Here is a 25,633-nt window from a genome sequence, read left to right as displayed (position 1 = left end):
CCCTCGGCTCGCGGCTTGCGGAAACGGGCGGCATCCGGGCGCTCACCACGACTGCTCGCCCACCACCCGCCGCACCGTCTGCAGCGCACCGCGCAGGCTCGCCAGGTCCACCGACCCCAGCGCCAGGCGCAGCGCGTGCGGCACATGGGGCGTGGCGGCGAAGGGCTCGGCCGTCGACACCGACACCCCTTCGCGCACCAGCGCGGCCGCCACGCGGTCGGCGCGGGTTTCCTCGGGCAGCGGCAGCCAGACGAAGTACGACGCCGGATGGCGCACGCAGCGCAGCCCCGCCAGCACCTCGGCGGCAATCGCCTGGCGCGCCGCGGCGTCCTGGCGCTTCTGCGCCTCCAGCCGCTCGACCGTGCCGTCTTCCAGCCATGCGCAGGCGATGGCGGTGGTCACGCCGGGCGTGCACCAGGTCGTGACGCGGATGGCGCGTTCGATCTTCGGCACCCAGGCATCGGGCACCACGACGAAGCCCACGCGCAGCCCCGTCGCCACGCTCTTCGAAAAGCCCGAGACATACACCGTCGTTTCGGGTGCGAGCACCGCCAGCGGCGGCGGCGGGTCGTCGGCGAGAAAGGCATAGGCCGCGTCCTCGATGACGAGCAGGCCCTCGCGCCGCGCGATGGCGGCCAGGCGGCGGCGCCGGCTCGCGCCCATCACCCAGCCGAGCGGGTTGTGCAGCGTCGGCATGGTGTAGATGGCGCGGACCTTCCGGTTCGCGCACAGGCGCTCCAGCGCGTCGAGGTCGGGCCCCTGCCCCGCGGCCGGAATCGGCGCGAGCTCGAGCCGATGGGCGTCGGCGAGCAGCTTGAATCCTGGATAGGTCAACGCGTCGACCGCCACCACGTCGCCCGGTTGCAGCAGCGCCATCGCCGTGACCGCCAGGCCGTGCTGCGCGCCGTCGACGATCAACACGCGCGAGGCCTCGACCTTCAGCCCGCGCGCGGCAAGGTGCCGGGCGATGCTGGCGCGCTCGTGCATGCGCCCGCCGTGCGGCGCATAGCGCAGCATCGCTTCGACTTCACCGCCGCCGGCAAGCTGCCGCAGCGCGCCGCGCAACAGCTCGGCCTGCCCGGGCAGCGAGGGGTAGTTGAAGTTCAGGTCGACCAAGCCCGCAGCCACGGCCTGCTGGTCGAGGCCGCGGCCCGGCGCCAGCGAGGTCTCGCGCACGAAGGTGCCACGGCCGACCTCGCCGCTCACCAGCCCCATGGCCTCGAGCTCCGCATACACGCGCGACGCCGTGACCAGCGCCAACCCGTGGCGCTCGGCCAGCTGCCGGTGCGTGGGCAGGCGCGTGCCGGGCGTCGGTTGTCCGGCGCGGATCTCGGCGGCGAGCCGGTCGACCAGTTGCTTGTAGCGGGCTTCAGCCATCGTTCAATGTATTCATGACAATTTTTTGATTGTATTGATCGACTTGCCTACGATCGGTGTGTTCCGCCGCCCACACGCACAACGCACACCCCACCACCACCATGCACATCGCGATCCTCACCTTCGACGGCTTCAACGAACTGGACTCGCTCATCGCGCTGGGCGTGCTCAACCGCATCAAGAAACCCGGCTGGCGCGTCACGCTGTGCTGCCCCACGCCGGAGGTCACGTCGATGAACGGCGTGACGGTGCGCGCGCAGTCGCTGCTCGAAGAGGCGCGCGATGCGGGCGCCGTGGTCGTCGGCAGCGGCATCCGCACGCGCGACGTGGTGGCCAGCCCCGAACTGATGGGCCGCCTGGCGCTGGACCCAAGTCGCCAGCTGATTGCGGCGCAGTGCTCGGGCACCCTGATCCTGGCCAGGCTCGGCCTGGTGGCCGGCGTGCCGGCCTGCACCGACCTGACCACCAAGCCGTGGGTGCAGGAGGCCGGCGTCGAGGTGCTGAACCAGCCCTTCTTCGCGCGCGGCAACGTCGCGACCGCGGGCGGCTGCTTTGCCTCGCCCTACCTGGCCGCCTGGATCATCGCGCGCGCCGAAGGGCTGGAGGCCGCGACCTCGGCACTGCACTACGTGGCGCCGGTGGGCGAGAAGGAGGCGTACGTGGCCAACGCGCTGAAGAACATCACGCCCTATCTGGCACAGTGAGGCCATGACCGCGAACGACCTCTCCCGCATCTATCGCAGCTACATCGCCTGCCTGAACGCGCAGGACTGGGCGAACCTGGGCACCTACGTTCACGACGAGGCGACGCACAACGGCCGGCCCCTCGGCCTGGCGGGCTACCGCGCGATGCTGGAGAAGGACTTCGACGACATCCCCGACCTGTTCTTCGGCGTGCAGCTGCTTGTTGCCGAGCCGCCGCGCGTGGCCAGCCGGCTGCAGTTCCATTGCGCGCCCAAGGGCGAGTTCATGGGCCTGCCGGTGAACGGCAAGACCGTCGCGTTCACCGAGAACGTGTTCTACGAATTCAGGGACGCGAAGATCGCGAGCGTGTGGTCGGTCATCGACAAGGCGGCCATCGAAGGCCAGCTTTAGAGACCGAAGACCAGCAGCAGGTTGTTGGCCGGCATCTCGTGCCGCTCGCGCAGCGACAGCCCCGAGCGGCGCGCTTCTTCTTCCACGTCCTTCAGCCGGCGAATGCCCCATGACGCGTCGCGGCTGCGCAGGCTCTGGTCGAACGCAAGGTTGCTCGGCACCGGCGGCGTGTCTTCGAAGTACGGGCCGTAGGTGATCAGCAAGCCGCCGGGCCGCAAGTGCCGCGCGGCGCCCTGCATCAGGCCCACGCACGCGGCCGGCGGTGCGATGTGCAGCATGTTGGCGCAGTAGATCGCATCGAATCGCTGCGTGAACGCGGGCCCCTGCGACGGCCACTGTGCGGCCGTCACGTCGAGCAGCAGCGGCGGCAGCAGGTTGGGCAGGCCGGCGTGCGCGACCCGCGCGGCCAGCGCGGGCAACGCGCGCGCATCCGCATCGGTCGGCTGCCACGTCCACTCAGCCAAGGCCGCGGCGAACCAGGCGGCATGCTGGCCCGTGCCGGACGCGATCTCGAGTGCGGCACCGCGCGCGCCGAGCATCTTGCCCAGAACATCGAGGATGGGTTGCTTGTTGCGATCGGCGGCGGTGCTGTGGGAAAGGTCGGTCATCGGGGTCAGTCTTTGAAACGGGTACAGGCAACAGATAACAGATAACAGGTGAAGGGGCTTCAGCGAACATCGAACAGCGCGGCCGCGTTGCCCCACGCAATGCGCTGCGCCACGTCGTTCGGCAGATCGCCGAGCCACACGCGGTAACCGCGCATCGTCTCGTCGTACGCGCTCCAGCGCTGGTTGACCCAGGTGTCGGAGCCGACCATGAAGCGCTCCGGGTACTTGAGGATCAGCGCGCGCCACGCCGGGCAGAGCTTGCCGCCCTCGCAGGTCAGCCCCGGCCGGTACGAGAGCTCGCCCATCAGCAGCGGATAGCGCGCCAGCAGCGCCTGCACACGCTCGATGGGCGCACCGCCGATGCCGGTGTGGGCCCAGATCAGGCGCAGGCTCTGGCCCTTCGACGGCGCGTTGGCCATCAGCAGGTCGACGGCCTCGTCGTCGACGTGCGCCAGCACCGCGAGCTTGCGCTGCTCGGCCAGCACCATCAGCTTCTTCGCGACGGGCCCGTTGGCGTTGGCGCTGTCGTACAGGTGGAACTCGCCGAGCCCCTTGTAGGGCCCGCTCGCGGTGCCGCGCGCGAGTTCGGCCTGGACCATGTCGTAAATGGTCTCGTCGCGGAACCAGTTGCCGTAGTCGTCGCGGTTGCGGTACAGCCGCACGAAGGGCACCACGCTCACGCCCGCGGCACGGGTCTCGCGCGATGCGGCCAGCGTCTGCGTGCCCGCGTTGGGCCGCGAGTTGGCGACGATCGCCTTGACCTTGTTGCGCTGCATGCGCGCCAGCGCCTCGGCGGGCGGGAACGGGCCGGTGTTGCCGTCCCACGCTTCCTGGTTGTAGTGCAGGTGCGTGTCGAACAGGGGGCCGTCGTAGTCCGCCGCCGTCGCGGCTGCCGCGCAGGCGGCCAGGAGCAGGGCTGCGATGGGCGCGGTGGCTCTCATGCGTACCTCGTTGGTGGTGATGCGCCGATTATTCCCGGCCCGACCGCCCGGCATGAGAGAAACCCGGGCCTTCAAGCGGTCGGCACGGTGCCTCCGTCGATCACGTATTCGGTGCCGGTGATCGCCCCCGCGCGCGCCGACACCAGGAAGCCGATGAGCTCCGCCACCTCCTTCGGCCGCGCCGGGCGCCCGAGCGGAATGCCGCCGAGCGAGTCCATCAGCATCTGCTGCGCGCCCTCGTGGTCGGTGCCGTTGGCGCTGGCCAGCCGGTCGACCAGCGCCACGGCGGCTTGCGTTTCCACCCAGCCCGGCGACACGCGCACCACCCGCACGCCGCGCGGGCTCACCTCCTTCGACAGGCTCTTGCTGTAGGTCGACAACGCGGCCTTCGCGGCGGCGTAGGCGGTGGTCGCATCGGGCAGCGGCAGTTGCCGCTGGATGGACGTGACGTGCACGACCACGCCGCCGCCCTGTGCAAGCATGCCGGGCAACAGGGCGCGGTCGAGGCGCACCGCGGGGTAGAGGTTCAGGTCCAGCGCCTGCTGCCATTCGTCGTCGCCGAGCACCGCGAAGCCGCCTGAAGGCGCCGACGAGCCGCCCGCCACGTGCACCACGATGTCGACGCCGTGCAGCGTGTCTTCGACGGCCTGCGCAACCGTGGCGCACCCGGCAGCCGTGGCGATGTCTGCCGCGACGAAGGCCGCCTTCATGGGCGACTCGGGCCGGCTGCGCGCCGTGGTCAGCACCGTGGCCCCGGCCTCGGTGAGTTGCGCCACGACGGCTTCGCCGATGCCCTTGGTGCCGCCGGTCACCAGCGCGCGCCGGCCTTCGAGCTCGACCGGGTTGCGGATCTCCAGCGATGCGATGAGGCCGTCGCGCAGCGTGAACACGTGCATCAGGTCGGCGCGCTTGCCGGGAAAGTTGCCTTCGACGCGAGTCAGCAGGCGGAAGCTCTCGGTGCCGTCCTGCAACAGGCCGAGCGGCGTCAGCCGGAACCGGTACTTCGCCTGGGAGGCCTGTCGCCACGCCGCGATGGCGGCCCTGCCGCGGCGGGTCTCGCCCTCGTCCTTCACGGTGGCGTCTTCAATGAAGCAGCCGGCCAGCAGGTCGGTGTTCGTTTCTTCGTGCGATGCGAGGTAGCGCGCAATGGCGCCGGGATAGGTCTGGGTCATGGGGTTGCGTGAGCCTGTGTTTGCAAGGCGCCCATGCTCGACCTAAGCTCGCGGCATGGGAAGTACGCACCAAGAAGTTAGCGCCTCGCATGAGGCTGGCCCCGCACCCGCGCAAGAACCCGCGCGCAAGGCCTACACGCCGCTGTCAGCGGCCATCGACGTGGAGGCCTGCCTCGGCCTTCTCGAAGGCCGCTGGAAACTGGTGATCCTGTTCCATCTGTTCGACGGCCAGGTGCAGCGCTTCTCCGACCTGGAAAAGCGCGTGACCGGCATCTCGCAGAAGATGCTCGCGCAGCAGCTGCGCCAGCTCGAGGCCGACGGCATCGTGCTGCGCACCGTGCACTCGCAGGTGCCGCCGAAGGTCGACTACCGCTTGACGCCGTGGGGACAGCGGCTGTGCCCCGCGCTCGATGCGATGCTGAAGTGGGCCGAGCTCAGGGAACACTACGGCAGCTGACGCGCCACCGGGACGTGCACGTCCCACTTCTGCGCCCGGTCGACGCTCCGCGCGCAGGTCACCGCGATCAGGCGGCGGGTGTGCTCCGAGAGTTCGCCGCGCTTGTCGACCGACGACCAGCGAATCGTGTCCCACCGCGCGCCCAGCGGCACGGCGCACCTCGGCACGAAGACCTTGAGGTTGGGCTCGCTCGCGTTCCACTTACCTTCCCCCTTTGCGTTCTCGCTCGCGACGAACTCGCGCGCCTTCTCGCGAATCTCGTAGAGGCCCTGCACGGTGTCGTTCGAGCGCATGTCCTCGATGCCCGTCGTGGCATGGGCGTTCGCGAACGCGGTGAGCAGAAAAACAGAGACAGCGGAAAGAGCGGCGGTGCGGCTATGCATGATTCGAAGCAGTGTCGTCGAAGTCTCCCTTGCGCAGCTTCAGCGCCACGTCGAAGAACGACGCCAGCACGCGGCTCTCGCGCCGGATCTGCAGGCAGTACAGGTAGGTCTGCGTCACGGCGGGGTCGCCTTCGATGCGAACGGTGCGCAAGCGCGCATCGGGAATGAACTCCGCTTCCGACACGGCCCCGATGCCGATGCCGCGCGCCGCCGCTTCGCGGATCGCCTCGCGGCTGCCGATTTCCATCGCGAGCTTCGGGCGCACGCCCGCGCGTGCGAACGCCTCGTCGAGCGCACGACGGGTGCTGGAGCCGCTTTCGCGCTGGAGCATCGGCTGGCCGTGCAACTCTTCGAGCCGGACCTCGCCGCGGTTGGCAAAGGGATGGTCGCGGTGAACGAACAGGATCAGCGCATGCCGTGCATACGGCGTGGCGCTGAAGCCCGGCGCCTCATGAAAGCGCGCCAGCACGCCGATGTCGACGGCATACGCCTCGAGGTCCTTGAACACCGCCGACGAGTTGCCCATGCGGATCGACACGTCCAGCCGCGGATAGCGCTTGCGGTAGGCGTCGACCATCTCGATCACGTGGAACGGACCGACCGCGCCCAGCTTGAGCTCGCCCGACTGCAGGTCGCCGCTGTCGTGCAGCAGGTTGTACGAATCGAGCTCGAGCGACGCGATCTGCCGCGCAATGGGCAGCAGGCGCTCGCCCACGTCCGTGAGCTCGATGCGGTGCCCCTGCCGGTGGAACAGCATGACGTTGTGCTGCCGCTCCAGCGCCTGCACCTGCGTGGTCAGCGTGGGCTGGCTCAGGCCGACCGCGCGCGCGGCCGCGCTGAAGCTTCCGTGCTGGGCCACTGAGAGAAAAGCGCGAAGCCTGGCTGCCGTCATCCATAGATTATTTGAATGGTTCTGTGACAAATCCGTGATCGATCTGATATGCGGGTGTCACATAGCGTTCTTAGCCTTGGGGTAGTCCGAAGCCCACCGCCACTTCACGTCCCCTGCCTCCCAGCCCCGCCTCATCCACGCCATGAACACCCTTCCTCTTCTGCGCCGCAGCCTGGCCGCCCTTGCGCTCTGCGCCATCGCCGCCGTGCCGGCCCTGGCCGCCCCGCCCCTCACCATCGGCCTGATCCCCGCCGAAGACTCGCAAGCCATGATCGAGAGCAGCCGCCAGGTGCTCGACAGTCTGCAACAGCAGCTCGGCATGCCGGTGAAGCCCTTCGTGGCCACCGACTACAACGGCGTGATCGAAGCGCTGCGCTCCAGGAAGCTCGACGTGGCCTACCTCGGCCCGTTCTCCTACGTGCTGGCCAACCAGGTCGCCGGCGTCGAAGCCTTCGCTGTCGCCGTGACGAAGAAGACGGGCCAGAGCTCGTACAGGAGCGTGATCATTGCGCGCAAGGACAGCGGCCTCGCCAAGCCCGCCGACCTGAAGGGCCGCACCTTCGCCTTCGTCGACCCGACCTCCGCCTCCGGCCACCTGTTCCCCAAGGCGGGCCTGCTGCAGGCCGGCAACGACCCCGACACCTTCTTCGGCCGCGTGATCTTCTCGGGCTCGCACGACGCCAGCATCCTGGCCGTGGCCAACAAGAAGGTCGATGCCGCCGCGGTGGCCGACCGCATCCTCGCAAGCGCCATCGCCAAGGGCCAGGTGAAGGCCGACGAGCTCGAGATCGTCTGGTCGTCCAGCCCCATTCCCGAGTCGCCGATGGTCTGGCGCAAGGACCTCGACCCCGCGCTCAAGGCCAAGATCGCCAAGGCGCTGGCCAACGTCAAAGACCTGCCGTGGGGCGACCAGGGCGTGCTCAACGGCTTCCAGCCGACCAGCGACGCGGCCTACGACGTGGTGCGCGACACCGCCAAGGTGCTCAAGCTCGACCTGCGGAGCATGAAGTGATCCGCATCCGCCAGCTCGCCAAGCGGTACGGCGACAACGCCGTGCTGCGCGGTGTGGACCTCGACGCGGCACCGGGCGAGTTCGTGGTGGTGCTCGGCGAGTCGGGCGCCGGCAAGTCGACCCTGCTGCGCTGCGTGAACCGCCTGGCCGTGGCCGACGGCGGCGAGCTCACCGTCGACGGCATGGACGCGGTGAACTGCGCGGACACGCGCGCCCTGCGCCAGCGCGTGGCCATGATCTTCCAGCACCACAACGTGGTGCCGCGGCTCAGCGCATTGAAGAACGTGCTGACCGGCCGGCTGGGCGCGGTGTCGACGCTGGCGTCGGTCCTGCACTTCTTCAGCCGCGCGGACATCGCGCTGGCCCACGAGTGCCTGGGCCGCGTGGGCCTCGCGCACAAGGCGCACGAGCGCACCGATTCGCTCTCGGGCGGCCAGATGCAGCGCGTGGGCATCGCCCGCGCGCTGGCGCAGCAACCGCGCCTGATTCTTGCGGACGAACCGGTCGCGAGCCTCGACCCGCAGACCTCGCGCAAGGTGCTGCAGTACCTGCACGACGCCTCGCGCGACCTGGGCATCACCGTGCTGTGCAACCTGCACCAGGTCGACTACGCGCGCGAGTTCGCCGACCGCATCGTCGGCCTCTCGCAAGGCCGCGTGGTCTTCGACGGCGCGCCGCGGGCCATGGGCCAGGACGACATCGACCGTATCTACCTGCCGCAACCCGAACCCGAACGCAAGGACCCGGCCCGCCCGCGGGCGCTGGCCATGCCGTCGATGGCCGGGCATGGAGGATGACACCCATGAACCCGCAGGAATCAACCAAATACGCCTGGACCGGCCCGGTGCCCGAAGGCCGCCGCAGCTGGGTGCAGCTGCTCATCGGCGGCTGCGCGATCGCATGGGTGCTGCAGTGGAGCGCCGCCGGTGCGCAGCTCAGCTGGTCCGAACTCGCGGCGGGGCTGCCGCAGATCCTGGACTTTCTAGGACGCACCCTGCCGCCCGACCTGAACATCCTGGGCCGGCTCATGGCGCCCGCGCTGGAGACCATCCAGATCGCGGTGTGGGGCACGCTGCTGGCCGTGGTGCCCGCCATTCCCCTGTCGTTCCTGGCCGCGCGCAACCTGCAGAGCAACCGCTGGGTGTACCAGAGCACGCGGCAGGCATTGAACGTGGTGCGCAGCATCAACGAGCTGATCCTGGCGCTGGTGTTCGTCTCGGCCGTGGGCCTGGGGCCGTTCCCCGGCGTGCTGGCGCTCGCCCTGCACGGCGCGGGCATGCTGGGCAAGTTCTTCGCCGATGCCATCGAGGAGATCGACCAGGGCCCGCTCGAGGCGCTGCGCGCCACCGGCGCGCGGCCGCTGCAGGTGATCGTGTTCGGCGTGCTGCCGCAGGTCGTCACCGCGTGGATCGCGGTGGTGCTCTACCGCTTCGAGGTGAACCTGCGTTCGGCCACGGTGCTGGGCATGGTGGGCGCGGGCGGCCTGGGCTTCGAGCTGGTGAGCAGCCTCAAGCTCTTTCGCTATCCCGAGACGGCCACCTGCATCATCGTGATCACCGTGATGGTGATCGTGGCGGACACGCTGTCGAGCCAGCTGCGCCACCGCATCCAGCGCAATGGCCGTCACTGACATTTCCCTTCCGGTTCGCGGCTGCGCGACCCTTTCCTGAACCCCCATGTGGACCTACTGCAACCCCGTCGATGTGCATGCCGGCTGCGGCTCGCTCGATGAACTCCCCCGCCTGCTGGGCGAACGCCGCGCGATCCTCATCGCGTTCCCCGAGGCCATCGCGCTCGGCCTGGTCGAACGAGTGCGCAGCCTGCTGGGCGAGCGGCTCGCCGCCGTCGAGACCGAGGTGCTGCCGAACCCCGACGTGGCCTGGCTCGCGCCCATGTACGAGCGGCTGTGGCGCGACCATGCCGATGTCGACTGCGTCGTCGCGCTCGGCGGCGGCAGCGTGATCGACTGCGCCAAGGTCATGCTTACGCGCCCGGCCACCGGCCGTTTCGACGAGCTGCTGGCGGTGCTCGAAGGCGCGAAGCCTGCTGCGGCTTCGCAGGGCCGCCATCGCCGGCTGCTGGCCATTCCGACCACCGCGGGCACCGGCAGCGAAGTGACGCCGTGGGCCACCGTGTGGGACCAGGCGCGCGCGCGCAAGCTGTCGCTTCATCTGCCGTGGACCTGGCCCGAGGCCGCCATCGTCGATGCCGACCTGATGCTGAGCCTGCCGCATGCGGCCACGCTGGCCAGCGGGCTCGATGCGCTGTCGCATGCGCTGGAGTCGCTGTGGAACGTGCACCGCAACCCCGTGTCGGCCAGCCTGGCCGTGAGCGCGGCGCGCAGCATCGTCGCCACGCTGCCGGCCTTGCTGGCGCAACCGGCCAGCGCGGAACTGCGCGAGCGGCTCGCCACCGCGGCACTGCAGGCCGGGCTCGCGTTCTCGAACACGCGAACGGCGCTCGCGCATTCGCTGTCCTACGACATCACGCTCAGCCACGGCACGCCGCACGGCATCGCGTGTTCTTTCAGCCTGCCGCGGATCATGCGGCTGGCGGCCGGGCGCGACGCCGGGCTCGACGCGCTGCTGCTCTCGGTGTTCGATGCCGCGCACATCGACGAGGCCGTGGCGACGCTGTCGGGCTTCCTGGAAAGCCTGGGCGTGAGCGTCGATCCGGCGCACTACGGCATTGCCGAATCGGACTGGAACGACCGCATCCAGCAAGCCCTGGCCGGCGCACGCGGCCGCAATTTCATCGCCGCGGCCTGAACGCCGCACATCCTTTCACCTTACCCTTACCGACACCATGAACGCACCTACGACCCCCACCGCCCTGCCCGCGCACCAGCTCCAGGCCGTCATCTTCGACTGGGCCGGCACGCTGGTGGACTTCGGCTCGCTCGCGCCCACGCAGATCTTCGTGGAAGCCTTCGCCAGCTTCGGCATCCAGATCAGCCTGGCGCAGGCGCGCGGCCCCATGGGCCTGTCGAAGCGCGACCACATCCGCACGCTGCTCGAGGAACCCGCGATTCATGCGCAGTGGGTCGAGCGCTTCGGCGCGGCGCCGGGCTCGAAGGACATCGGCGCGCTGTACGAGCGCTTCATGCCCATGCAGATCGACAAGGTGGGCGAGTATTCGCAGCCCATTCCGGGCGCCATCGACACGCTCGCATGGCTGCGCGCGCAGGGCCTGAAGATCGGCTCGTGCTCGGGCTACCCGCGCCAGGTGCTCGACGTGCTGCTGCCGCTCGCGGCCAAGGCCGGCATCGTGCCCGACCACGTGGTGGCGGGCGACGAGCTGCCGGCCGGCGGCCGCCCCGGCCCCTACATGGCATTGGCCAACGTGCTGGCCCTGAAGGTGGGCGACGTGCGCGCCTGCATCAAGGTGGACGACACCACGCCCGGCATCGAGGAAGGCCGCAACGCGGGCATGTGGTGCGTCGGCCTGACGCTCTCGGGCAACGAGGTGGGCCTGACCGAAGAGGCGCTGAACAAGCTGCCCGCGGCCGAACGCGAAGCGCTGCGCGCCGGTGCCGAGCAGCGGCTGCGCGCGGCCGGCGCCCACATCGTGATCGACAGCGTGGCCGACCTGCCGCGCGCCGTGCACGAGATAGCGCGGCTGCAGCGCGAAGCCTGAGGCTCAGCGCGTCGGCCGGAAGGCCGCGCGCACTTTTTCATTGAGTTTCTCGCCGGTTTCCTCGCCGGCGTTCTAGCTGAACTGGGCGGGCAGCGGCGGCGTTGTCCGAGCGGTCTGCCCGGGCTCGGTGTCCTTCGAAGGGCGCAGCATGGCGAGGGCGCCGGCGCCGCTCGACATGGCGCTGAAGACCATCGACGTGACGAGCCGGTGACGGCGGGAAAGAGCACGTGAGCGGGGAGGAGCGAGGTCGTCCATGCCGGGCTCTCCTGGTGTTCTCGGGTTGCGGGAGCCCCGATCGAAGAAGCCGGACGTATCTCGAATGTGTGCGCCCGCGGCCAATTCGAATGGGCGTGTACCTGCCGCGAATGGCGATACACGGCCATGCAAAACAGCGGCGCAATGTGCAAGACGCGCCGGCCGCGCGCTGCCACAGTGCCTCATCCCTTGGTATGCCTGCACGCACCCGGCGTGCAATAGCCCTGTACCAATGGGGTGTTGACGCGCGCGACAGGGTCCGTAGAGTTGCAGCGTCCTCCACTTCGCACAACGAGAACCCCCCATGAGCAATCCGCCCGACACCTCGAAGAAGACACCGCTGACCACCGCCTTCGGCGCGCCCGTGGTCGACAACCAGAACAGCCTCACCGCAGGCCCGCGAGGCCCCGTGCTGATGCAGGACGTGTGGCTCCTCGAGAAGCTCGCCAACCTGAACCGCGAGATCATTCCCGAGCGCCGCATGCATGCGAAGGGCTCCGGCGCGTTCGGCACCTTCACCGTCACGCACGACATCAGCCGCTATACGCGCGCCAGGCTCTTCAGCGCCGTGGGCAAGAAGACCGAGATGTTCGCCCGCTTCACCACCGTGGCCGGCGAGCGCGGCGCGGCCGACGCCGAGCGCGACATCCGCGGCTTCGCGCTGAAGTTCTACACGGAAGAAGGCAACTGGGACATGGTGGGCAACAACACGCCGGTGTTCTTCCTGCGCGACCCGCGCAAGTTCCCCGACCTGAACAAGGCCGTGAAGCGCGATCCCCGGACCAACATGCGCAGCGCCACCAACAACTGGGACTTCTGGACGCTGCTGCCCGAGGCGCTGCACCAGGTCACCATCGTGATGAGCGACCGCGGCATTCCGGCCAGCTACCGCCACATGCACGGCTTCGGCTCGCACACCTACAGCTTCGTGAGCGCGCAGAACGAGCGCTTCTGGGTCAAGTTCCACTTCAAGACGCAGCAGGGCATCAAGAACCTCACCGACGCCGAGGCCACGGCCGTGGTGGGCGGCGACCGCGAGAGCCACCAGCGCGACCTGTTCGACTCGATCGAACGCGGCGACTTCCCCAAGTGGACGCTGTACGTGCAGGTGATGCCCGAGGCCGACGCCGAGAAGGTGCCCTACCACCCCTTCGACCTCACCAAGATCTGGCCCAAGAAGGACTACCCGCTGATCGAAGTGGGCGTGATGGAGCTCAACCGCAATTCCGAGAACTTCTTCGCCGACGTGGAGCAGAGCGCCTTCGCGCCCAACAACCTGGTGCCCGGCATCAGCGTGTCGCCCGACAAGATGCTGCAGGCGCGCCTGTTCGCTTATTCGGACGCACAGCGCTACCGCCTGGGCGTGAACCACCACCAGATTCCGGTGAACGCGCCGCGCTGCCCCGTGCACAGCAACCACCGCGACGGCACCATGCGCGTGGACGGCAACTACGGCGGCCTGCCGCACTACGAACCCAACAGCTTCGGCCAGTGGCAGGAACAGCCCGACTACCGCGAGCCGCCGCTCAAGCTGCGCGGCGACGCCGACTTCTGGAACTTCCGCGAAGACGATGCCGACTACTTCAAGCAGCCCGGCGACCTGTTCCGCCTGATGAAGCCCGAGCAGCAGCAGGTGCTGTTCGAGAACACCGCGCGCGCCATGGGCGATGCGCCGGAGTTCATCAAGCGCCGCCACATCGACAACTGCAGCAAGGCCGACCCGGCCTACGGCGCGGGCGTGGCGAAGGCGCTGAACCTTCTCTGAGCCGATGCCCGGGCCGCGGCTTCGGCTGCGGCCGCCTTCGAGAGGACAGACCAGATGGCTCGATTCGTTCTGGTGCCGGGTGGCTGGCACGGCGGCTGGGCATTCGACGCGGCCGGCCATGCGCTGTCGAGCGAAGGCCACGAGGTCCAGGCGCTCACGCTCTCGGGGCTGGGCGACGAGCCCGCGAACGGCGCCAACCTCGAGCGTCACATCGGCGAGGCGGTGCAGGCGCTTCGCGGGCGCGACGCGCCTGCCGTGCTGGTCGGTCATTCGTACGGGGGCATGGTCATCACCGGCGCGGCGGACCGGGCGCCTTCGCGTGTGAAGGCGCTCGTCTATGCCGATGCCTATGTGCCGGACAGCGGCGCATCGCTCTGGTCGCTCACCACGCCGAACTACCGGGAGCGTTTCATTTCGGGCGTGGCCGCGGACGGCCTGACCTGCGCGCCGGCAGCCCACCTCGACAAGCGATGCCGGCCTCATCCGATCGCCACCTTCCTGCAGGCGATCGAGCTGAGCGGCGATTGGCGCGGCGTTCGCAGCAAGGCCTTCATCGCTGCGTTCGGCTGGGAAGGAAGCCCGTTCATCGCGCTCTACGAACGCTTTCGGCTGGACCCTGAATGGGCGACACATCGGCTTGAGTGCGCGCACGATATTCCGCGGCTGGCTCCCGACGCGTTCGCGAAGATTCTCCTGGCGTACGCATAGCGCAGCCGAGCGCAGCAGCTCGAAAGCCGGCCGGCGCGCCCGCCTGGGAGAACGTGCCGTCGTGGTTCGTCTACGGCGACGGCGACGGCGACAAGAACATTCCGCCGGCCGCGCAGGCCTTCACGGCCGAGCGCGCCAGGTCGGTGAAGACGGTGGCGGTCAAGGGTGCCTCGCACGTGGTGATGACCTCCAGGCCCGACATGGTCGCCAAGCTGATCGCCGAGGCCGCGAGCCGATAGCCCAAGGCCCCGGCCAAAGCCTCGCGGCAGCGGCCACGCCGGGGCGGTAGTAGAGTTGCACGGTCTTCAACACGGCCTCCTGTCGCCAGGGAGCAAGAGATCGACGCAACCGATACCCCTCCACGCTGCTGCATCGTCGGCGGCGGCCCGGCCGGCATGGTGCTCGGGCTGCTGCTCGCGCGTGCCGGCGTGAACGTGGTCGTGCTGGAGAAGCACACCGACTTCCTGCGCGACTTTCGCGGCGACACCGTGCACCCCTCCACGCTGGAGATCCTGCATGAGCTGGGCCTGCTCGACGCCTTCTTGCAGCGCCCGCACGACCGCATCGACGAGCTGCGCGCCACCTTCGAAGGCCGCGCCTTCCCCGTGGCCGACTTCACCCACCTGCCCTCGCACAGCAAGTTCCTCGTGCTGATGCCGCAGTGGGAGTTCCTGGACTTCATGTGCGACGAGGCGCGGCGCTACCCCGGCTTCGAACTGTGGACCGACGCCGAAGCCGTCGGCCTGCTGCAGGACAACGGCCGCGTCAACGGCGTGAAGGTGCGCCGCGGCGGCCGCACCGGCAAGCCGCAGGACCACGAGCTGCACGCCTCGCTGGTGGTGGCCGCCGACGGCCGGCATTCCACGCTGCGCGACGCGGCCGCGCTGCCGCACATCAGCTACGGCGCGCCCATCGACGTGCTGTGGATGCGCATTCCCAAGCACCCCGGCGACCCCGATTCCACCGCCGGCCACATTGCCGGCGGCCGCTTCCTGGTTACGCTGAACCGTGGCGACTACTGGCAGTGCGCCTTCGTCATTCCGAAAGGCGGCCATGCGGCGCTGCAGGCGCGCGGCATCGAGGCGTTCCATGCCGAGCTCGCGCAGATCGCGCCCTTCCTGCGCGAGCGGCTGCCGCAGGCGCTGCCCGACTGGAACGCGGTGAAGCTGCTCGAAGTGACGGTCGACCGGCTCGAGTCGTGGGCCTGCAAGGGGCTGCTGTGCATCGGCGACGCGGCGCACGCCATGTCGCCGGTGGGCGGTGTGGGCATCAACCTGGCCGTGCAGGACGCCGTGGCCGCCGCCAACCTGCTGGCGCCGGCGCTGGCCAGCACGGCGACCGACAAGCAGATCGACACCCTGCTGCCCCAACTGCAGCGCCGCAGGGAATGGCCGGTGCGCGTGACGCAGGCGGCCCAGCGGCTGGTGCAAAACCGCGTGCTGGTGCCCGTGCTGGGCGGCGAGCTGTCGACCGTGCCGGGGCATGTGCCCTGGCCGCTGCGGCTGCTGTCGCGCTGGCCGCGGCTGCGCAGGCTGCCTGCGCGCATGGTGGGCCTGGGTGTGCGGCCGGAGCACGTGCGGTCGCCTCGCGCCTGAGCGCGGCTCTTTATGCTTTGTTTACGCGCAGGCGTGAACATTCGACGCCTTTTTTACGCGCGGCTTTCCACACTCGGTGCTTCGCAAGACCAGAGTGATTCATGGACATCGTGTGGTTGGCCGCTGTGGCGGCCGTGTGGGTTTTATCGGCCGAGGCGCTGGTGCGTTTCTACGGGCTCGATGCGCCGCTGAAGCGGGATCAAGCCGGAGGCAAGGCGGGGCACACAGCGGGTGTGAGGCGGGTGTGAGGCGGGTATGAGGCGGGCATGAATCGGGGTGCGGCATGGCGTTGAACGCAACGCTCTGGTACCGCGCCGCGGCCTGGGCCAGGCAAGCCCGCGCGCGGCCCGACATGACGCTGTGGTGGTCGTGCTGCGGCACGCCGTCGCTCGGCGCGCAAACGTCCATCGGACGGCATGGCGCGCGCGATGTGCTGGTGGCGTCATGCGCCCACTGCGGCGCCGAGTGGCTCAGCCTGTCGCAGGCGGAGAACCCGGGCGACTGGCGGCCGATGCAGCACGGCGGTGTTGCGGCGGCACGACCGGCATGCGGGCCGGCCCGCCAACCGGCACATGCCATCGAAAACATCCTGAACATCGAAGAGCGAGGCGCCTGGCGCCGGCGCAAGCGGCGTGACGCGGAAGACTGAAGGGCGGGGCGCAGCGCCGTGTCAGGCCGACGCCACCGGCGTCCACGCCGTGTTCGCGGTGAAGGTGAAGCGTTGCTCCGCGCCGTCGTCGCCACGCCCGTAGCCGCGCAGCCTGAGGTGCGGATAGACGAACGACAGCGTTGTCGCGTTGCTCGCGACCTTCGTCCACATGCGGTCGGCCGCGCGCACGACGCGCAGCACGCTGCCCTCGTCGGTGTAGCTCTCCAGCGTGAAGTACGCCGAGTCCGGCGACCACGCATGGCCCCGGCCCCAATGGGCGCCCGGAATCGCGAGGCCGTCGAGCGTCACGCTGTTGAGGCTGTCGCTGTGCGGCTTCTCGGTTTCGTAGGTCCAGACCGTCGTGTGCGCGCCGTCGGGCGAGGCGATGCGTTCGCCGCCGTAGCCGATGTACAGAGGGCTGCCGTCGCCGGGCGCAACGCGCACGCTCAAGGCCGGCGCGCCTGCGTCACCTGGCGCGACCAGTACACGCCGTCCAGCCTGTCGAGCCGCACTTCACCGCCCGTCGACGGCGCATGCACGAAGCGCCCGCCGCCCACGTAGATGCCCGCGTGCGACGGCGTGGAAGAACCGAAGAGCACCAGGTCGCCGGTGCGAAGCTCCGACATGGCCACGGGACGGCCGAAGGCGGACATGCGCGCCACCGTGCGCGGCGGCACCTGCCCCACGCTGTGGACGTACACGTAGCCGATGAGCCCGCTGCAGTCGAAGCCGCCGTCGGGCGTGTTGCCGCCGTAGCGGTACGGCGTGCCGACGAGGCCGAGCGCGTGGATGGCGATGCTGTTCGATTGCTCGTCGCTCAGCGGCGTGCTGCCGATCGAAGGACCTTGGCCCTGGCCCGAGCGTGGGCCGGGCGGGCTGGCGCAGCCGACCATCAGGATGCACAGCCCGATCGGGATCAGGCGAAGCAGCCAGCGCAGCGGTGTGCGGAAAGAACGGGAGAGCGCGAGTGCATGGAACATGTCGGCGGGCGGGTCTTGTGGACGTGCCCTGACTCTAGCGCGAGTCGGCAATGCGGCCGATACGGCGGTATGAAGGTACCGGGGTAGGGAGGCGATGCCGGGGATGCCGGGGATGCCGGGGATGCCGGGGATGCCGGGGAAGGCGGGGAAGGCGGGGAAGGCGGGGAAGGCGGCACACCTTGCGCGTTCGGGGCTGCACGAGGAGCCCGATGCGCAAAGATGTGCAGGGAGAGGCGAGTTACTGCGCGGGAGCGACGTTCACGGCGTCCTTCAGCGCCTTGCCGGCGGTGAACTTGGGCGCCTTGCTGGCCTTGATGGTCATCGGCTCGCCGGTCGAGGGGTTGCGGCCGGTGCGTTCGGGGCGGCTGGCCACCGCGAACGTGCCGAAGCCGATCAGTTGCACCGTGTCGCCGCTGGCAAGAGCGCGCGAGAGGTTGTCGATGGCAGAGTCCAGCGCGCGAGCGGCGTCGACCTTGCTGAGGTTGGTGTCGTTGGCGATGGCGGCGATGAGTTCAGTCTTGTTCAAAGCAGGAATTTCTTTCTTCAGTCAAACGGTTGGGAAAAATACAGTGTCGCTGGGCGCACCGGGCACGAACTTTAAACGCCCCGCCGGGGGATGGCGGCGCGCAGGCGTTTCAAAAGTGAAACATCGTGACCGATGACCGGGGTTGCGATGGTACGTGGCCCGCGCACCCCGGGCCGGAATCCGCGTGACAAAGCGCCAGATGCGCTGTGATCCATGCATGCGGGCATAAGTTCAAGGCAATTCGGCTTGTGTAAGCTGCGCCGGCAATGGCATGGCTGGAACGCATTCGACACTGGCAATACACCAGGCGCACACGGCGTGCGGCATGTGAGCGCGCGCTAGCGGAATTCGCCCGTACCCACGACGATCCCGCCATGGGCGCGCACGTGCTTCGCGCCGATGCACGCGGCACCGTGGTGCGGGTGATGTACATGGCGGGGCACATTCCGCCCGAGCGCTGCTGGTACCTGGTGTCGATCGGCAACGCCGCGGTTCGCATGCTGTCGTTCGACGATGTGAAATTGCTCGAGTCACCGTGGCGGTGATCGCCGGCCGAATGTCTTCGGCCGGCGATCACTTGCGGCTCTCCTCGAGCAAGGTTTTCGCAGCGCTCGCCAGGTCGAACGCCAGGTCGACGAGGTGCATCCGCTGCTTGACCGTGTCTTGCGTCCACGGCTTCGTGCTGTGGCTGATGCACCAGAGCAGCGAGTGCAGTTGCGTCAGCTTGGCTTCGGCCGCGTCGGCCGCGCTCAGCACGATGGTGTCCGCAGCGGGCCGGGTGCGGAGTCGGGTCGGTTCTTGTGGCGTCATTCTTGCAGTGCTCCCTTTGCAGATTGCGCGTGGCCGGATGCCGGCTCACACGGGCTCCGACTCTAGAGAAGGCAGGACCGATGCAAGCGGGAATTTGCGCTAGTAATTCTCGAATTGCGCGAGAACCAGCAGCCCCTTGCACAACGCGCCCTGCTCTCGCCTGCGCGATGAGCACATGTCGCCGCGACCGCAATAACATTCAGGCCATCTCAGTTGCCGGACCCCCCATGTCGTTCCTGAAAAAACTCTTTGGCGCGCGCCCCTCGGCGCCACTGCAACCCGTCAGCGTCGCCGCCTACGCGGAAGGCTATGCAACGCATGTTCGCCTTGCCCTGCCCGGCACGCAGGTGGAGGTCGAGCATGGCGCCACGCCCGGCCTCACGCGCGTGCACTGGACCTTTCCCGACGGCGGCAAGGTGAGCACGTTCCTGGGCAATGCGTATGCGCGCTATCTGCAGCAACCCGAGGCGATGAACGCACTCTTCGCCGAGCACCTGGCCGATGCACGGCGCACGCAGGAGGCCGACGACAGCACGGAGCTGTCTCGCATCCTTCCCGTGCTGAAGACGACAGAGTGGGTGAGTGCTTCGCAGGCCCAGCTGGCGAGCAGCAACGCACCGGCGGACCAGTTCCCGGTGCTGGGCAAGCTCGCGGGATCGCTGGTGCTGGCCTACGTGGAAGACACGCCCGAGGCCATGCGCTACATCACGCCAAGCCGGCAGAAGCGCATCGACACGGATTTCGCGGCGTTGAACGACACAGCGCTCGAGAACCTGAAAGCCTTTCTTCCTCAACTGCGCGTCGAGGGCGGCGGCGGCCGCTATGCGGCGCGGCTCGATCACAACTACGACGCGAGCATGGTCCTGGTCTTCGAGCATTGGCGCGACCGGCTGTCCGTGCCGGGCGACCCGGTGTTTGCCATCGCGGCGCGCGATGAACTGCTGATATGCGGCAGTGAAGACCACGAGTCGGTGGCGGCGTTGCGCGACATGGCCCGGGAGATTGCAGCGAAGTCCGCCTATGGGTTGACGAGCGAATTGTTCGTCTGGCGTGACGGGCGGCTGCAGGTGCTCGACAAGACCGAATAGCCCGGGTGCGTCTGTCGTTCACTGCTTGAAACCGCCGATGGGCAGGCAAGCCTTGCGGGCTTCGCGCCTGCCCATCGAGCGGATCCCTTCTGATCGCACGAAGGGATTGAAGGGATTGAAGGGGATGAAGCACCTCTAGCTTTTCGCGGCCCTCTGGAACAACGCCGCCGCGTCCTGCGCCAGGTCGGACGCGATCCAGAGCAGGCGGTCCCGGCGATCGGGGCCCACTTCTTCGAACCATCCGTTCATGTTGCCGTAGAAGCTCAGCAGCAACGCGTTCAGTTGCTCCAGCCGGTTCTCCAGAAGGTCCCATGCATCCGATGGCGTGATTCCGTCGGTGGAAGTGGGGCCGGAAGCCCGGGCCATAATTCGTTCAGCCATTTGGTGTGCCTTTCTTAAGCGTTAGCACGTCACTTGGTCAGACGGTCAAGGTGTTCGTTGCACCTTGGCCGTCGCCTTTTCTTCGCCATTCGTGCCTCACGTTCGCGTCGCTGCCTGTTGCAGCGACTGCCCGCCGTGAAGCGAAGCGGTCCGTCTTCCCGTGGTCGTCTTGTGTGCTGCCTCCCTGGCCCGCGTAGCGGGTTGTCTTGTTGCAAGGGCATTCACTTTAGATAAGACCGGTGGGGCGCGGCGGAAAAATTGTGCCCAGTAATTCTCGAACTGCGAGGGCAATTTCCGGGCGGTCTGGGCAGTACACAAAGCCTGACAGTCGTCGCCAAAGCTGCTGCGCGGTTCGCGCAAATTGCACCGGTTCGGGACGACCTCGCGGTGGCGGTTCTCGAACTCTCGAACCGCACGGCAAACTGCTGTTCCAGCTCCGCCTCGCCGTTCGATGGCTTGCCAGTTAAGCTCGCGAACACGCCCGGAGGCGGAGGAGACGAAACATGATGCGAATACTCGTGCTGGCGCTCTTGGTGTTCGGGGCCTGGAAAGGCTATGGGCACTACCAGGCAAAGAAGCTCTCCGCGATGGAGAGCGACAAGTTGCCCGCACTCAACCTGACAGGCAACAAGCCAAGCCCTTCGGCGGCGAACTTCGCTTGCGACGGCCGCAAGTACTGCTCCCAGATGACCTCGTGCGCGGAGGCCACCTACTTCCTGAAGAACTGCCCGGGCGTGAAGATGGACGGCAACAACGACGGCGTGCCTTGCGAGCAGCAGTGGTGCCGCTGAAAAAGAGCGCGGCCGTTCGCAGCCTTCCTGCTACAGCAGCCCGCGCGTAGATGCTTTGAGCGTGGCCGCCGCGCGGGTCGAGCAGCCGAGCTTGCGAAACACGCGTTCGACGTGGGTTCGCACCGTGCTCGGGCTGATGCTCAGCGCGCGTGCGACCTGCTTCGTGTTGTCGCCCCGGCTGATGCAGCGCAGAACCTCCAGCTCTCGCTGCGAAAGCGACTGGTCGTCCTGCGCGGGTGCCGCGACCTTCGCTTGCGTGCCCGGCAGCACGCAGGCGAGCAACGCAGTGACGACCTCCTGGTCGAAGCGGCCCGCGTCCACGTCCTGCTGCATGCGCGCGAGCGACTGTGCGTCGCTCAGTTCCTCGCGCCACGGACGGCGGGTGCCATGGGACACCCACTGCTCGGCCGCCGCGACGATCTGCCCTTCGAGCGGCATCGCCATGCCGGAGCGGCCGCGAAAGTAGCCCGAGCCGTCGCGCCGCTCGAAGGCGAACGACGCAATTTCCGCCTCGGCCGCGAGACCGTCGATCTGCCCTGCCGCGCGGGAGGTCCAGTACGGCACGAGCCGCAGGCGCTCCAGCGAAGCGGCCGGCAGCGGCTCGGGCGCGTTCCAGATGGCGTTGGGCACCGCCGCGCGCCCGATGCCGTGGATCAACCCGGCCTTGTACGCACGATGGCGCAAGGCTTCGTCCATGTCGAGCTGTGCGCTGCAATCGCGCGCCAGCCTGGCCACGCGGCGCGAGTAGCCCGTCATCCACGGGAGCTTGAGGTCGATCACGTCGCCGACCAGCTCCAGCCCCACGCGCCGGCGCATCGAAACCGGCTGGTCGGCCACGTCGGTCCACGGCGCGACGGGCGCGTCGAGCAACGCCAACCACTCGCCGGCGCGCGGTGCGGTCGCATCGACAAGGAAGCCGGGGTAGACGCTGTTCGCGCGTCCGCGTGCCAGCGTGAGGGCTTCGTCGAGCCCGTAGAGGCGACTGAAGATCTCGATGTCGCTCGCCAGGGCCACGACGCAGGTGGCAACGGGCACGTCGTGGCCCTGGAGCACGCCGGGCACGCCGCTGCCGTCGTAGGCCTCGAAGATGGCGCGCAGCGCGGCCTCGGTCTCGGGGCCCAGGCCCAGCGTGCTCGCGATGTCGCCGGCCACCTCGCAATGGATGTTGGCCATGGCGAGCATGCCCTCGGGCAGGGGCATGCTGCGCTGCGAATGAGGCGAACGAGGCGACTGCGGCGCTCTCGGCTTCTGGGACGCGAGAAGGGCCTGCCGGCCCAGCACGTCGTCTTCCAGGAAGTCGGCGAACTCCTGGGCATTGGCCGTGCAACCCGACCAGCGCAACAGCGCGACGTGCTGCACGGCCTCGATCTGCAACGGGTTCCAGCCGGCTTCGGTCGCGATCATTCCGGCCAGCCAGGCGGTGCGCAGCGAATGGTCGATGGGCTGGCCCATGCTCAGGTCGCCGATGAAGGCGAGCGCGCGGACCGCGTCAAAGACGGTGATGGTGGTGTCGTCGGGCATGGGGTCGGTGTGGCAGGCGGACAGCATCGCACAGTCTTCGCCGGCCGGTCCGGGCCGTGTCGGTCATTCGACGGATAGCGCGGGCGGCGGTGCCGGAAAAGAATGGTTGCACCCGCCTCGCACGAGGCGCAACACCCTTCCCTCTCCTTCCCTCTCCTTCCTTCTCGACCCACAACCTCTGCACCACCACCATGTCCGACGCCCTTCATCAGCCCCAACCCGAGCGAGCCGCCTGGCTGCGCAAGCTCTACTTCATTCGTGCCGCCTTCTCCTTCGTGTGGGTCGCGCTGGTCTTCACCGTTGCCAAACAGTCGCCCGCCGTGGCGACTGTGCTGCTGATCGTCTACCCCGCATGGGACGCCCTGGCGAACCTGCTGGACGCCAGGATGACGGGCGGCACCAAGGCCAACCCGACCCAGACGCTGAACGCCTGGATCAGCACGATGGTCGCCGTGGCCGTCACGGTCTCCCTCGTGCTCGAGTTCCAGGTGAGCCTGCTGATCTTCGGGGCCTGGGCCATCGTGTCGGGCCTGCTGCAGCTGGCCACGGCCATTCGCCGCCGCAAGAGCGACCGCGGGCAGTGGGTGATGATGCTGAGCGGCGCGCAGTCCGCGCTGGCCGGCGGCTTCTTCATTGCACAGCAAGGCGGCGGCGCACCGGTGCTGCAGACGATCGTCGGCTACGCGGCGGTCGGGGCCGTGTACTTCCTGATCTCGGGGCTGGTGATTCTCTTTCGCAAGCCCGGGGCCGGCGCGCGCGAACTCGCCCGGTAACTGCCGAATACCGAATGCCGATGCCAGCCATGTGGCGCGCATCGGCATCCCTCCTGAGCCGCCACTGAAGCGTGCCGGCGGTCGCATCTTGAAGCCCACGCAGGCAGATCGCTTCAATGGCTCGCACAGCACTGCACCGCAGGCCATCGGGTTTCGGCGCCGTCAACACGGCCGCCCGCAGACCTCAGCTCTGCCCGAACTTCCGCGCGTGTTCCACCGCGTACTTGATGAGCTCCGCCTGCCCCTCGATGCCCAGCCGCCGCTTGATGCTCTGGCGGTGCGCTTCCACCGTGCGCACGCTCAGGTTCAGGTCGCGCGCGATCTGCTTGCTCGACTCGCCGCGGCCCAGCGCGGAAAGAATCTCGCTCTCGCGCGGCGTGAGCAGCGGGCGCGGCGCCTGCGTGCGAAACAGCTTCTTCGACACGGCCGGGCTCAGGAAGGTACCGCCGCCCGACACGGCCTCGATGGCCGCGACGATCTCCGCCGCGGGCGCGTCTTTCAGCACGTAGCCGCGCGCGCCCACCTGCAGCGCCTTCTGCACGTACTCGGGGTTGTCGTACATGCTGAGCATCACGATGTGCGTGGCGGGCCGGCGCTGCAGCAGCAGCGCCGCAAGCTCGATGCCGTTCATGTCCTTCATGCCGACGTCCATCAGCATGAGGTCGGGCTGCACGCTGTCGACCAGTTCCAGCGCCTCGGCCGCGCTGCCGGCCTCGCCCACGATCTCCAGGTTGGCGATGCTGCCCAGGCGCGCGCGCAGGCCGTCGCGCACCAGCGGGTGGTCGTCCACGAGGAAGAGGCGAACGGTGCGGGTCATGTGGGTCACGGGAATCACGCAGGCTGGCCGGCCTCGGCCCTCGCACTGCGAGCCGGCACCTCGGCCTCGATGGCGGTGCGCCCGGCGTTGGAGCACATGGTGAGCTTGCCGCCGATGGACTCCATGCGCTCGCGCATGTTGCGCAGGCCGATGCCGCGGCGCGGGTCGAGCTGCACGGCCTCGATGTCGAAGCCGGTGCCGTCGTCGCTCACCTCCAGCCGCACGCCCTCTTCTTCGTCGAAGCCCAGCGCCACGTGCACGTGCTGCGCCTGCGCGTGCTTGCGCACATTGGTAAGGGCCTCCTGCGTGAGGCGAAAGAGCGCGGTCTTCACCTCGGGCTGCAACTCGAAGGCTTCGCCGCCGACCATCATCGATGCGCCGACGGCGCCCTCTTCGCGGAACTCGTCGACCAGCCGCTCCAGCGCGGCGGGCAGGCCGAGCGTGTCGAGCAGGGCCGGGCGCAGCCGGTGCGAGATGCGGCGCACCTCGATCAGCGAATCGTTCAGCCGCTGCAGCGCCTTGCCGAGCGCGGGCGGCGCGCCGTGGTGCTGGCGGTCGAGCTGCTCCACGGCCGACTCGATGAGCAGCTTGGCCGACACCAGCGTCTGGCTGGTGCCGTCGTGCAGCTCGCGCGCGAGGTGGCCGCGCTCTTCTTCCTGCGACTGCACCACGCGCCGCGCGAGCAGGCGCAGCTTGGCCTCGGCGGTGCGCTGCTCGCTGAGGTTCAGCAGCAGGCCGGCCGCGCTGACCACGCCCAGGCACAGCGCGGCAATGCCGGCGATCCACAGCAGCGTGGCGGTGACGTTGGCGTTCATCTGCCGGTCGAGCGTGTCCATGGTCGACTCGATGTCGTCCAGGTACAGGCCGGTACCGACCATCCAGTTCCAGCGCGGCATGGCCGTGACGTAGCCGAGCTTGGGCGCCATCTGCGCGCTCGAGGGCTTGCGCCATTCGTACTCGACGTAGCCGCCGCCGTTGTCTTTGGCGCCCTTGATCAGTTCCTGGATGGTGTAGCGGCCGTGCGAATCGCGCAGCTCCCACAGGTTCTTGCCGACCAGTTCGGGCTGGCGCGAGTGCATGAGGGAGTTGCCCTCGAGGTCGTAGACGAAGAAGTAGCCGTCGTCGCCGTAGTTGAGCGCGGCCAGGCGGCGCAGCGCCTCGGTGCGGGTGGCCTCGTCGTCCTGGCCCGATTCGTACAGCGGCAGCAGGTTGCTCACGGCCAGGTCGACGTAGCTGCGCAGCTCGCTGCGGCGCTGGGCCATGTAGCTGCGCTCGATGAGCGCGCGCTCGCGCTGCGCGAGGTCGTGCTCCTGGTGGCGCACCGCAAGGGCCACCAGCACCAGCGCCACGAGCAGCGGTGCAACGGCCAGCGCGACGATCTTGGTGCGGAGATTCATGGGG

33 protein-coding genes and 1 pseudogene are annotated in these 25,633 nt (G+C 68.7%); 18 read left to right on the top strand and 16 right to left on the bottom strand.

The annotated features are described in order from the left end of the window. Nucleotides 1-42: 42 nt before the first annotated feature. Nucleotides 43-1,377, bottom strand: a complete 1,335-nt coding sequence (locus BM013_RS33035; protein WP_093133052.1) for an aminotransferase-like domain-containing protein — start codon at nucleotides 1,375-1,377, stop codon at nucleotides 43-45. Between the two features lie 101 nt (nucleotides 1,378-1,478). On the opposite strand from BM013_RS33035, the gene BM013_RS33030 reads away from it, so the two are divergent. Next, the gene (locus BM013_RS33030) at nucleotides 1,479-2,081 is read left to right on the top strand and encodes a DJ-1/PfpI family protein (RefSeq protein ID WP_093133050.1); all 603 of its coding nucleotides are present in this window, start codon (nucleotides 1,479-1,481) and stop codon (nucleotides 2,079-2,081) included. Nucleotides 2,082-2,085: 4 nt separating this feature from the next. Then, complete coding sequence (locus BM013_RS33025; RefSeq protein WP_093133048.1) at nucleotides 2,086-2,472, top strand: ester cyclase; 387 nt, start codon at nucleotides 2,086-2,088, stop codon at nucleotides 2,470-2,472. Here the strand turns inward: BM013_RS33025 and BM013_RS33020 are convergent. The 4 genes and pseudogenes from BM013_RS33020 to BM013_RS42000 all read right to left on the bottom strand — a co-directional run. Beyond that, nucleotides 2,469-3,080: a DUF938 domain-containing protein gene (locus tag BM013_RS33020; RefSeq protein ID WP_093133046.1), complete on the bottom strand. Its 612-nt coding sequence runs from the start codon at nucleotides 3,078-3,080 to the stop codon at nucleotides 2,469-2,471. The two genes, BM013_RS33025 and BM013_RS33020, sit on opposite strands and share 4 nt — an antisense overlap. Before the next feature lie 59 nt (nucleotides 3,081-3,139). Next, nucleotides 3,140-4,021 carry an amidohydrolase family protein gene (locus BM013_RS33015; protein WP_177225636.1) on the bottom strand — a complete coding sequence of 294 codons (882 nt, stop codon included), beginning with the start codon at nucleotides 4,019-4,021 and terminating at the stop codon, nucleotides 3,140-3,142. A 71-nt stretch (nucleotides 4,022-4,092) separates the two neighbouring features. Beyond that, complete coding sequence (locus BM013_RS33010) at nucleotides 4,093-4,917, bottom strand: SDR family oxidoreductase (RefSeq protein ID WP_093219205.1); 825 nt, start codon at nucleotides 4,915-4,917, stop codon at nucleotides 4,093-4,095. Beyond that, nucleotides 4,891-5,193: pseudogene (locus BM013_RS42000) on the bottom strand (nuclear transport factor 2 family protein); the annotation flags it as partial. The pseudogene BM013_RS42000 and the gene BM013_RS33010, both read right to left, overlap by 27 nt. A 55-nt stretch (nucleotides 5,194-5,248) precedes the next feature. Between BM013_RS42000 and BM013_RS33005 the strand changes: the two are divergent. Next, nucleotides 5,249-5,650, top strand: a complete 402-nt coding sequence (locus BM013_RS33005) for a winged helix-turn-helix transcriptional regulator (protein ID WP_093133040.1) — start codon at nucleotides 5,249-5,251, stop codon at nucleotides 5,648-5,650. Here the strand turns inward: BM013_RS33005 and BM013_RS33000 are convergent. Both BM013_RS33000 and BM013_RS32995 read right to left on the bottom strand, forming a co-directional pair. Next, the gene (locus tag BM013_RS33000) at nucleotides 5,638-6,033 is read right to left on the bottom strand and encodes a hypothetical protein (RefSeq protein WP_218153711.1); all 396 of its coding nucleotides are present in this window, start codon (nucleotides 6,031-6,033) and stop codon (nucleotides 5,638-5,640) included. The genes BM013_RS33005 and BM013_RS33000 overlap by 13 nt on opposite strands. Continuing rightward, a complete protein-coding gene (locus BM013_RS32995; RefSeq protein ID WP_093133035.1) occupies nucleotides 6,026-6,925 on the bottom strand; it encodes a LysR substrate-binding domain-containing protein in 900 nt (299 codons plus the stop codon). The genes BM013_RS33000 and BM013_RS32995 overlap by 8 nt, the downstream gene beginning before the upstream one ends. Nucleotides 6,926-7,067: 142 nt before the next feature. Between BM013_RS32995 and phnD the strand changes: the two genes are divergently transcribed. From phnD to phnX, 5 genes are read left to right on the top strand one after another with little or no spacing between them, the layout of a single operon-like run. Further along, nucleotides 7,068-7,937 (top strand): phosphonate ABC transporter substrate-binding protein, encoded by an 870-nt coding sequence (gene phnD / locus BM013_RS32990; RefSeq protein ID WP_093133033.1) that lies wholly within the window; start codon nucleotides 7,068-7,070, stop codon nucleotides 7,935-7,937. Beyond that, entirely contained in the window at nucleotides 7,934-8,734 is an 801-nt protein-coding gene (gene phnC / locus BM013_RS32985) for a phosphonate ABC transporter ATP-binding protein (protein ID WP_093133031.1), read from the top strand. Before phnD ends, phnC begins: the two co-directional genes overlap by 4 nt. Continuing rightward, a complete protein-coding gene (gene phnE, locus BM013_RS32980; RefSeq protein WP_093133029.1) occupies nucleotides 8,731-9,567 on the top strand; it encodes a phosphonate ABC transporter, permease protein PhnE in 837 nt (278 codons plus the stop codon). The genes phnC and phnE overlap by 4 nt, the downstream gene beginning before the upstream one ends. A gap of 46 nt (nucleotides 9,568-9,613) precedes the next feature. Next, entirely contained in the window at nucleotides 9,614-10,705 is a 1,092-nt protein-coding gene (gene psrA, locus BM013_RS32975) for an iron-containing alcohol dehydrogenase PsrA (protein WP_093133027.1), read from the top strand. Between the two features lie 37 nt (nucleotides 10,706-10,742). After that, a complete protein-coding gene (gene phnX, locus BM013_RS32970; protein ID WP_093133025.1) occupies nucleotides 10,743-11,573 on the top strand; it encodes a phosphonoacetaldehyde hydrolase in 831 nt (276 codons plus the stop codon). 72 nt (nucleotides 11,574-11,645) lie between these two features. Here the strand turns inward: phnX and BM013_RS32965 are convergent, their stop codons facing one another. Beyond that, complete coding sequence (locus BM013_RS32965; RefSeq protein ID WP_093133023.1) at nucleotides 11,646-11,828, bottom strand: hypothetical protein; 183 nt, start codon at nucleotides 11,826-11,828, stop codon at nucleotides 11,646-11,648. Nucleotides 11,829-12,132: 304 nt separating this feature from the next. Here BM013_RS32965 and BM013_RS32960 point away from each other — a divergent pair, with 304 nt between their 5' ends. The 6 genes from BM013_RS32960 to BM013_RS32940 all read left to right on the top strand — a co-directional run bounded on the left by BM013_RS32960 (nucleotide 12,133) and on the right by BM013_RS32940 (nucleotide 16,545). Further along, complete coding sequence (locus BM013_RS32960; protein WP_093133021.1) at nucleotides 12,133-13,593, top strand: catalase; 1,461 nt, start codon at nucleotides 12,133-12,135, stop codon at nucleotides 13,591-13,593. Between the two features lie 54 nt (nucleotides 13,594-13,647). Further along, nucleotides 13,648-14,301, top strand: coding sequence for an alpha/beta fold hydrolase (locus BM013_RS32955; protein WP_093133019.1), 654 nt, complete (start codon nucleotides 13,648-13,650; stop codon nucleotides 14,299-14,301). A gap of 53 nt (nucleotides 14,302-14,354) precedes the next feature. Continuing rightward, on the top strand, nucleotides 14,355-14,540 hold the full coding sequence (locus tag BM013_RS32950; RefSeq protein WP_256221813.1) for an alpha/beta fold hydrolase: 186 nt from the start codon (nucleotides 14,355-14,357) through the stop codon (nucleotides 14,538-14,540). Between the two features lie 99 nt (nucleotides 14,541-14,639). Continuing rightward, nucleotides 14,640-15,896 carry an FAD-dependent oxidoreductase gene (locus BM013_RS32945; protein ID WP_093133017.1) on the top strand — a complete coding sequence of 419 codons (1,257 nt, stop codon included), beginning with the start codon at nucleotides 14,640-14,642 and terminating at the stop codon, nucleotides 15,894-15,896. Between the two features lie 101 nt (nucleotides 15,897-15,997). Next, nucleotides 15,998-16,144, top strand: coding sequence for a hypothetical protein (locus tag BM013_RS41455; RefSeq protein ID WP_177225634.1), 147 nt, complete (start codon nucleotides 15,998-16,000; stop codon nucleotides 16,142-16,144). A 35-nt stretch (nucleotides 16,145-16,179) separates the two neighbouring features. Further along, the gene (locus tag BM013_RS32940) at nucleotides 16,180-16,545 is read left to right on the top strand and encodes a hypothetical protein (RefSeq protein WP_093133015.1); all 366 of its coding nucleotides are present in this window, start codon (nucleotides 16,180-16,182) and stop codon (nucleotides 16,543-16,545) included. A 21-nt stretch (nucleotides 16,546-16,566) separates the two neighbouring features. Here BM013_RS32940 and BM013_RS32935 read toward each other — a convergent pair whose 3' ends face one another. The 3 genes from BM013_RS32935 to BM013_RS32920 form a co-directional block, all read right to left on the bottom strand. Further along, nucleotides 16,567-16,995 carry a hypothetical protein gene (locus BM013_RS32935; protein ID WP_093133013.1) on the bottom strand — a complete coding sequence of 143 codons (429 nt, stop codon included), beginning with the start codon at nucleotides 16,993-16,995 and terminating at the stop codon, nucleotides 16,567-16,569. Then, the gene (locus BM013_RS32930; RefSeq protein ID WP_177225633.1) at nucleotides 16,992-17,525 is read right to left on the bottom strand and encodes a C40 family peptidase; all 534 of its coding nucleotides are present in this window, start codon (nucleotides 17,523-17,525) and stop codon (nucleotides 16,992-16,994) included. The genes BM013_RS32935 and BM013_RS32930 overlap by 4 nt, the downstream gene beginning before the upstream one ends. Before the next feature lie 238 nt (nucleotides 17,526-17,763). Next, nucleotides 17,764-18,051, bottom strand: coding sequence for an HU family DNA-binding protein (locus tag BM013_RS32920; RefSeq protein ID WP_093133007.1), 288 nt, complete (start codon nucleotides 18,049-18,051; stop codon nucleotides 17,764-17,766). A 374-nt stretch (nucleotides 18,052-18,425) separates the two neighbouring features. Here BM013_RS32920 and BM013_RS41450 point away from each other — a divergent pair, with 374 nt between their 5' ends. Next, entirely contained in the window at nucleotides 18,426-18,596 is a 171-nt protein-coding gene (locus tag BM013_RS41450) for a hypothetical protein (protein ID WP_177225632.1), read from the top strand. A 28-nt stretch (nucleotides 18,597-18,624) separates the two neighbouring features. Here BM013_RS41450 and BM013_RS32915 read toward each other — a convergent pair whose 3' ends face one another. Next, nucleotides 18,625-18,861 (bottom strand): hypothetical protein, encoded by a 237-nt coding sequence (locus BM013_RS32915; protein WP_093133005.1) that lies wholly within the window; start codon nucleotides 18,859-18,861, stop codon nucleotides 18,625-18,627. 227 nt (nucleotides 18,862-19,088) lie between these two features. Here BM013_RS32915 and BM013_RS32910 point away from each other — a divergent pair, with 227 nt between their 5' ends. Continuing rightward, nucleotides 19,089-19,949 carry a DUF1444 domain-containing protein gene (locus tag BM013_RS32910; protein ID WP_093133003.1) on the top strand — a complete coding sequence of 287 codons (861 nt, stop codon included), beginning with the start codon at nucleotides 19,089-19,091 and terminating at the stop codon, nucleotides 19,947-19,949. 135 nt (nucleotides 19,950-20,084) lie between these two features. On the opposite strand, the gene BM013_RS32905 is transcribed toward BM013_RS32910, so the two are convergent. Further along, the gene (locus tag BM013_RS32905) at nucleotides 20,085-20,330 is read right to left on the bottom strand and encodes a hypothetical protein (RefSeq protein WP_093133001.1); all 246 of its coding nucleotides are present in this window, start codon (nucleotides 20,328-20,330) and stop codon (nucleotides 20,085-20,087) included. A gap of 503 nt (nucleotides 20,331-20,833) precedes the next feature. Between BM013_RS32905 and BM013_RS32900 the strand changes: the two genes are divergently transcribed. Continuing rightward, entirely contained in the window at nucleotides 20,834-21,121 is a 288-nt protein-coding gene (locus BM013_RS32900; protein WP_093132999.1) for an excalibur calcium-binding domain-containing protein, read from the top strand. A gap of 30 nt (nucleotides 21,122-21,151) precedes the next feature. Here BM013_RS32900 and BM013_RS32895 read toward each other — a convergent pair whose 3' ends face one another. Further along, nucleotides 21,152-22,642 (bottom strand): HD domain-containing phosphohydrolase, encoded by a 1,491-nt coding sequence (locus BM013_RS32895; RefSeq protein WP_093133199.1) that lies wholly within the window; start codon nucleotides 22,640-22,642, stop codon nucleotides 21,152-21,154. 191 nt (nucleotides 22,643-22,833) lie between these two features. Between BM013_RS32895 and BM013_RS32890 the strand changes: the two genes are divergently transcribed. Further along, entirely contained in the window at nucleotides 22,834-23,415 is a 582-nt protein-coding gene (locus tag BM013_RS32890) for a DUF308 domain-containing protein (protein ID WP_093132997.1), read from the top strand. A 184-nt stretch (nucleotides 23,416-23,599) separates the two neighbouring features. Here BM013_RS32890 and BM013_RS32885 read toward each other — a convergent pair whose 3' ends face one another. Further along, the gene (locus BM013_RS32885; RefSeq protein WP_093133197.1) at nucleotides 23,600-24,232 is read right to left on the bottom strand and encodes a response regulator transcription factor; all 633 of its coding nucleotides are present in this window, start codon (nucleotides 24,230-24,232) and stop codon (nucleotides 23,600-23,602) included. A gap of 14 nt (nucleotides 24,233-24,246) precedes the next feature. After that, on the bottom strand, nucleotides 24,247-25,629 hold the full coding sequence (locus BM013_RS32880; RefSeq protein ID WP_093132995.1) for a cache domain-containing protein: 1,383 nt from the start codon (nucleotides 25,627-25,629) through the stop codon (nucleotides 24,247-24,249). Nucleotides 25,630-25,633 lie beyond the last annotated feature (4 nt).

The sequence above is a fragment of the Variovorax sp. OK605 genome, assembly GCF_900115445.1.
Taxonomy (GTDB): Bacteria; Pseudomonadota; Gammaproteobacteria; order Burkholderiales; family Burkholderiaceae_C; genus Variovorax.
The sequence above is the reverse complement of the archived record's forward strand: the minus strand, read 5'-3'. Positions and strand labels throughout refer to the sequence as shown.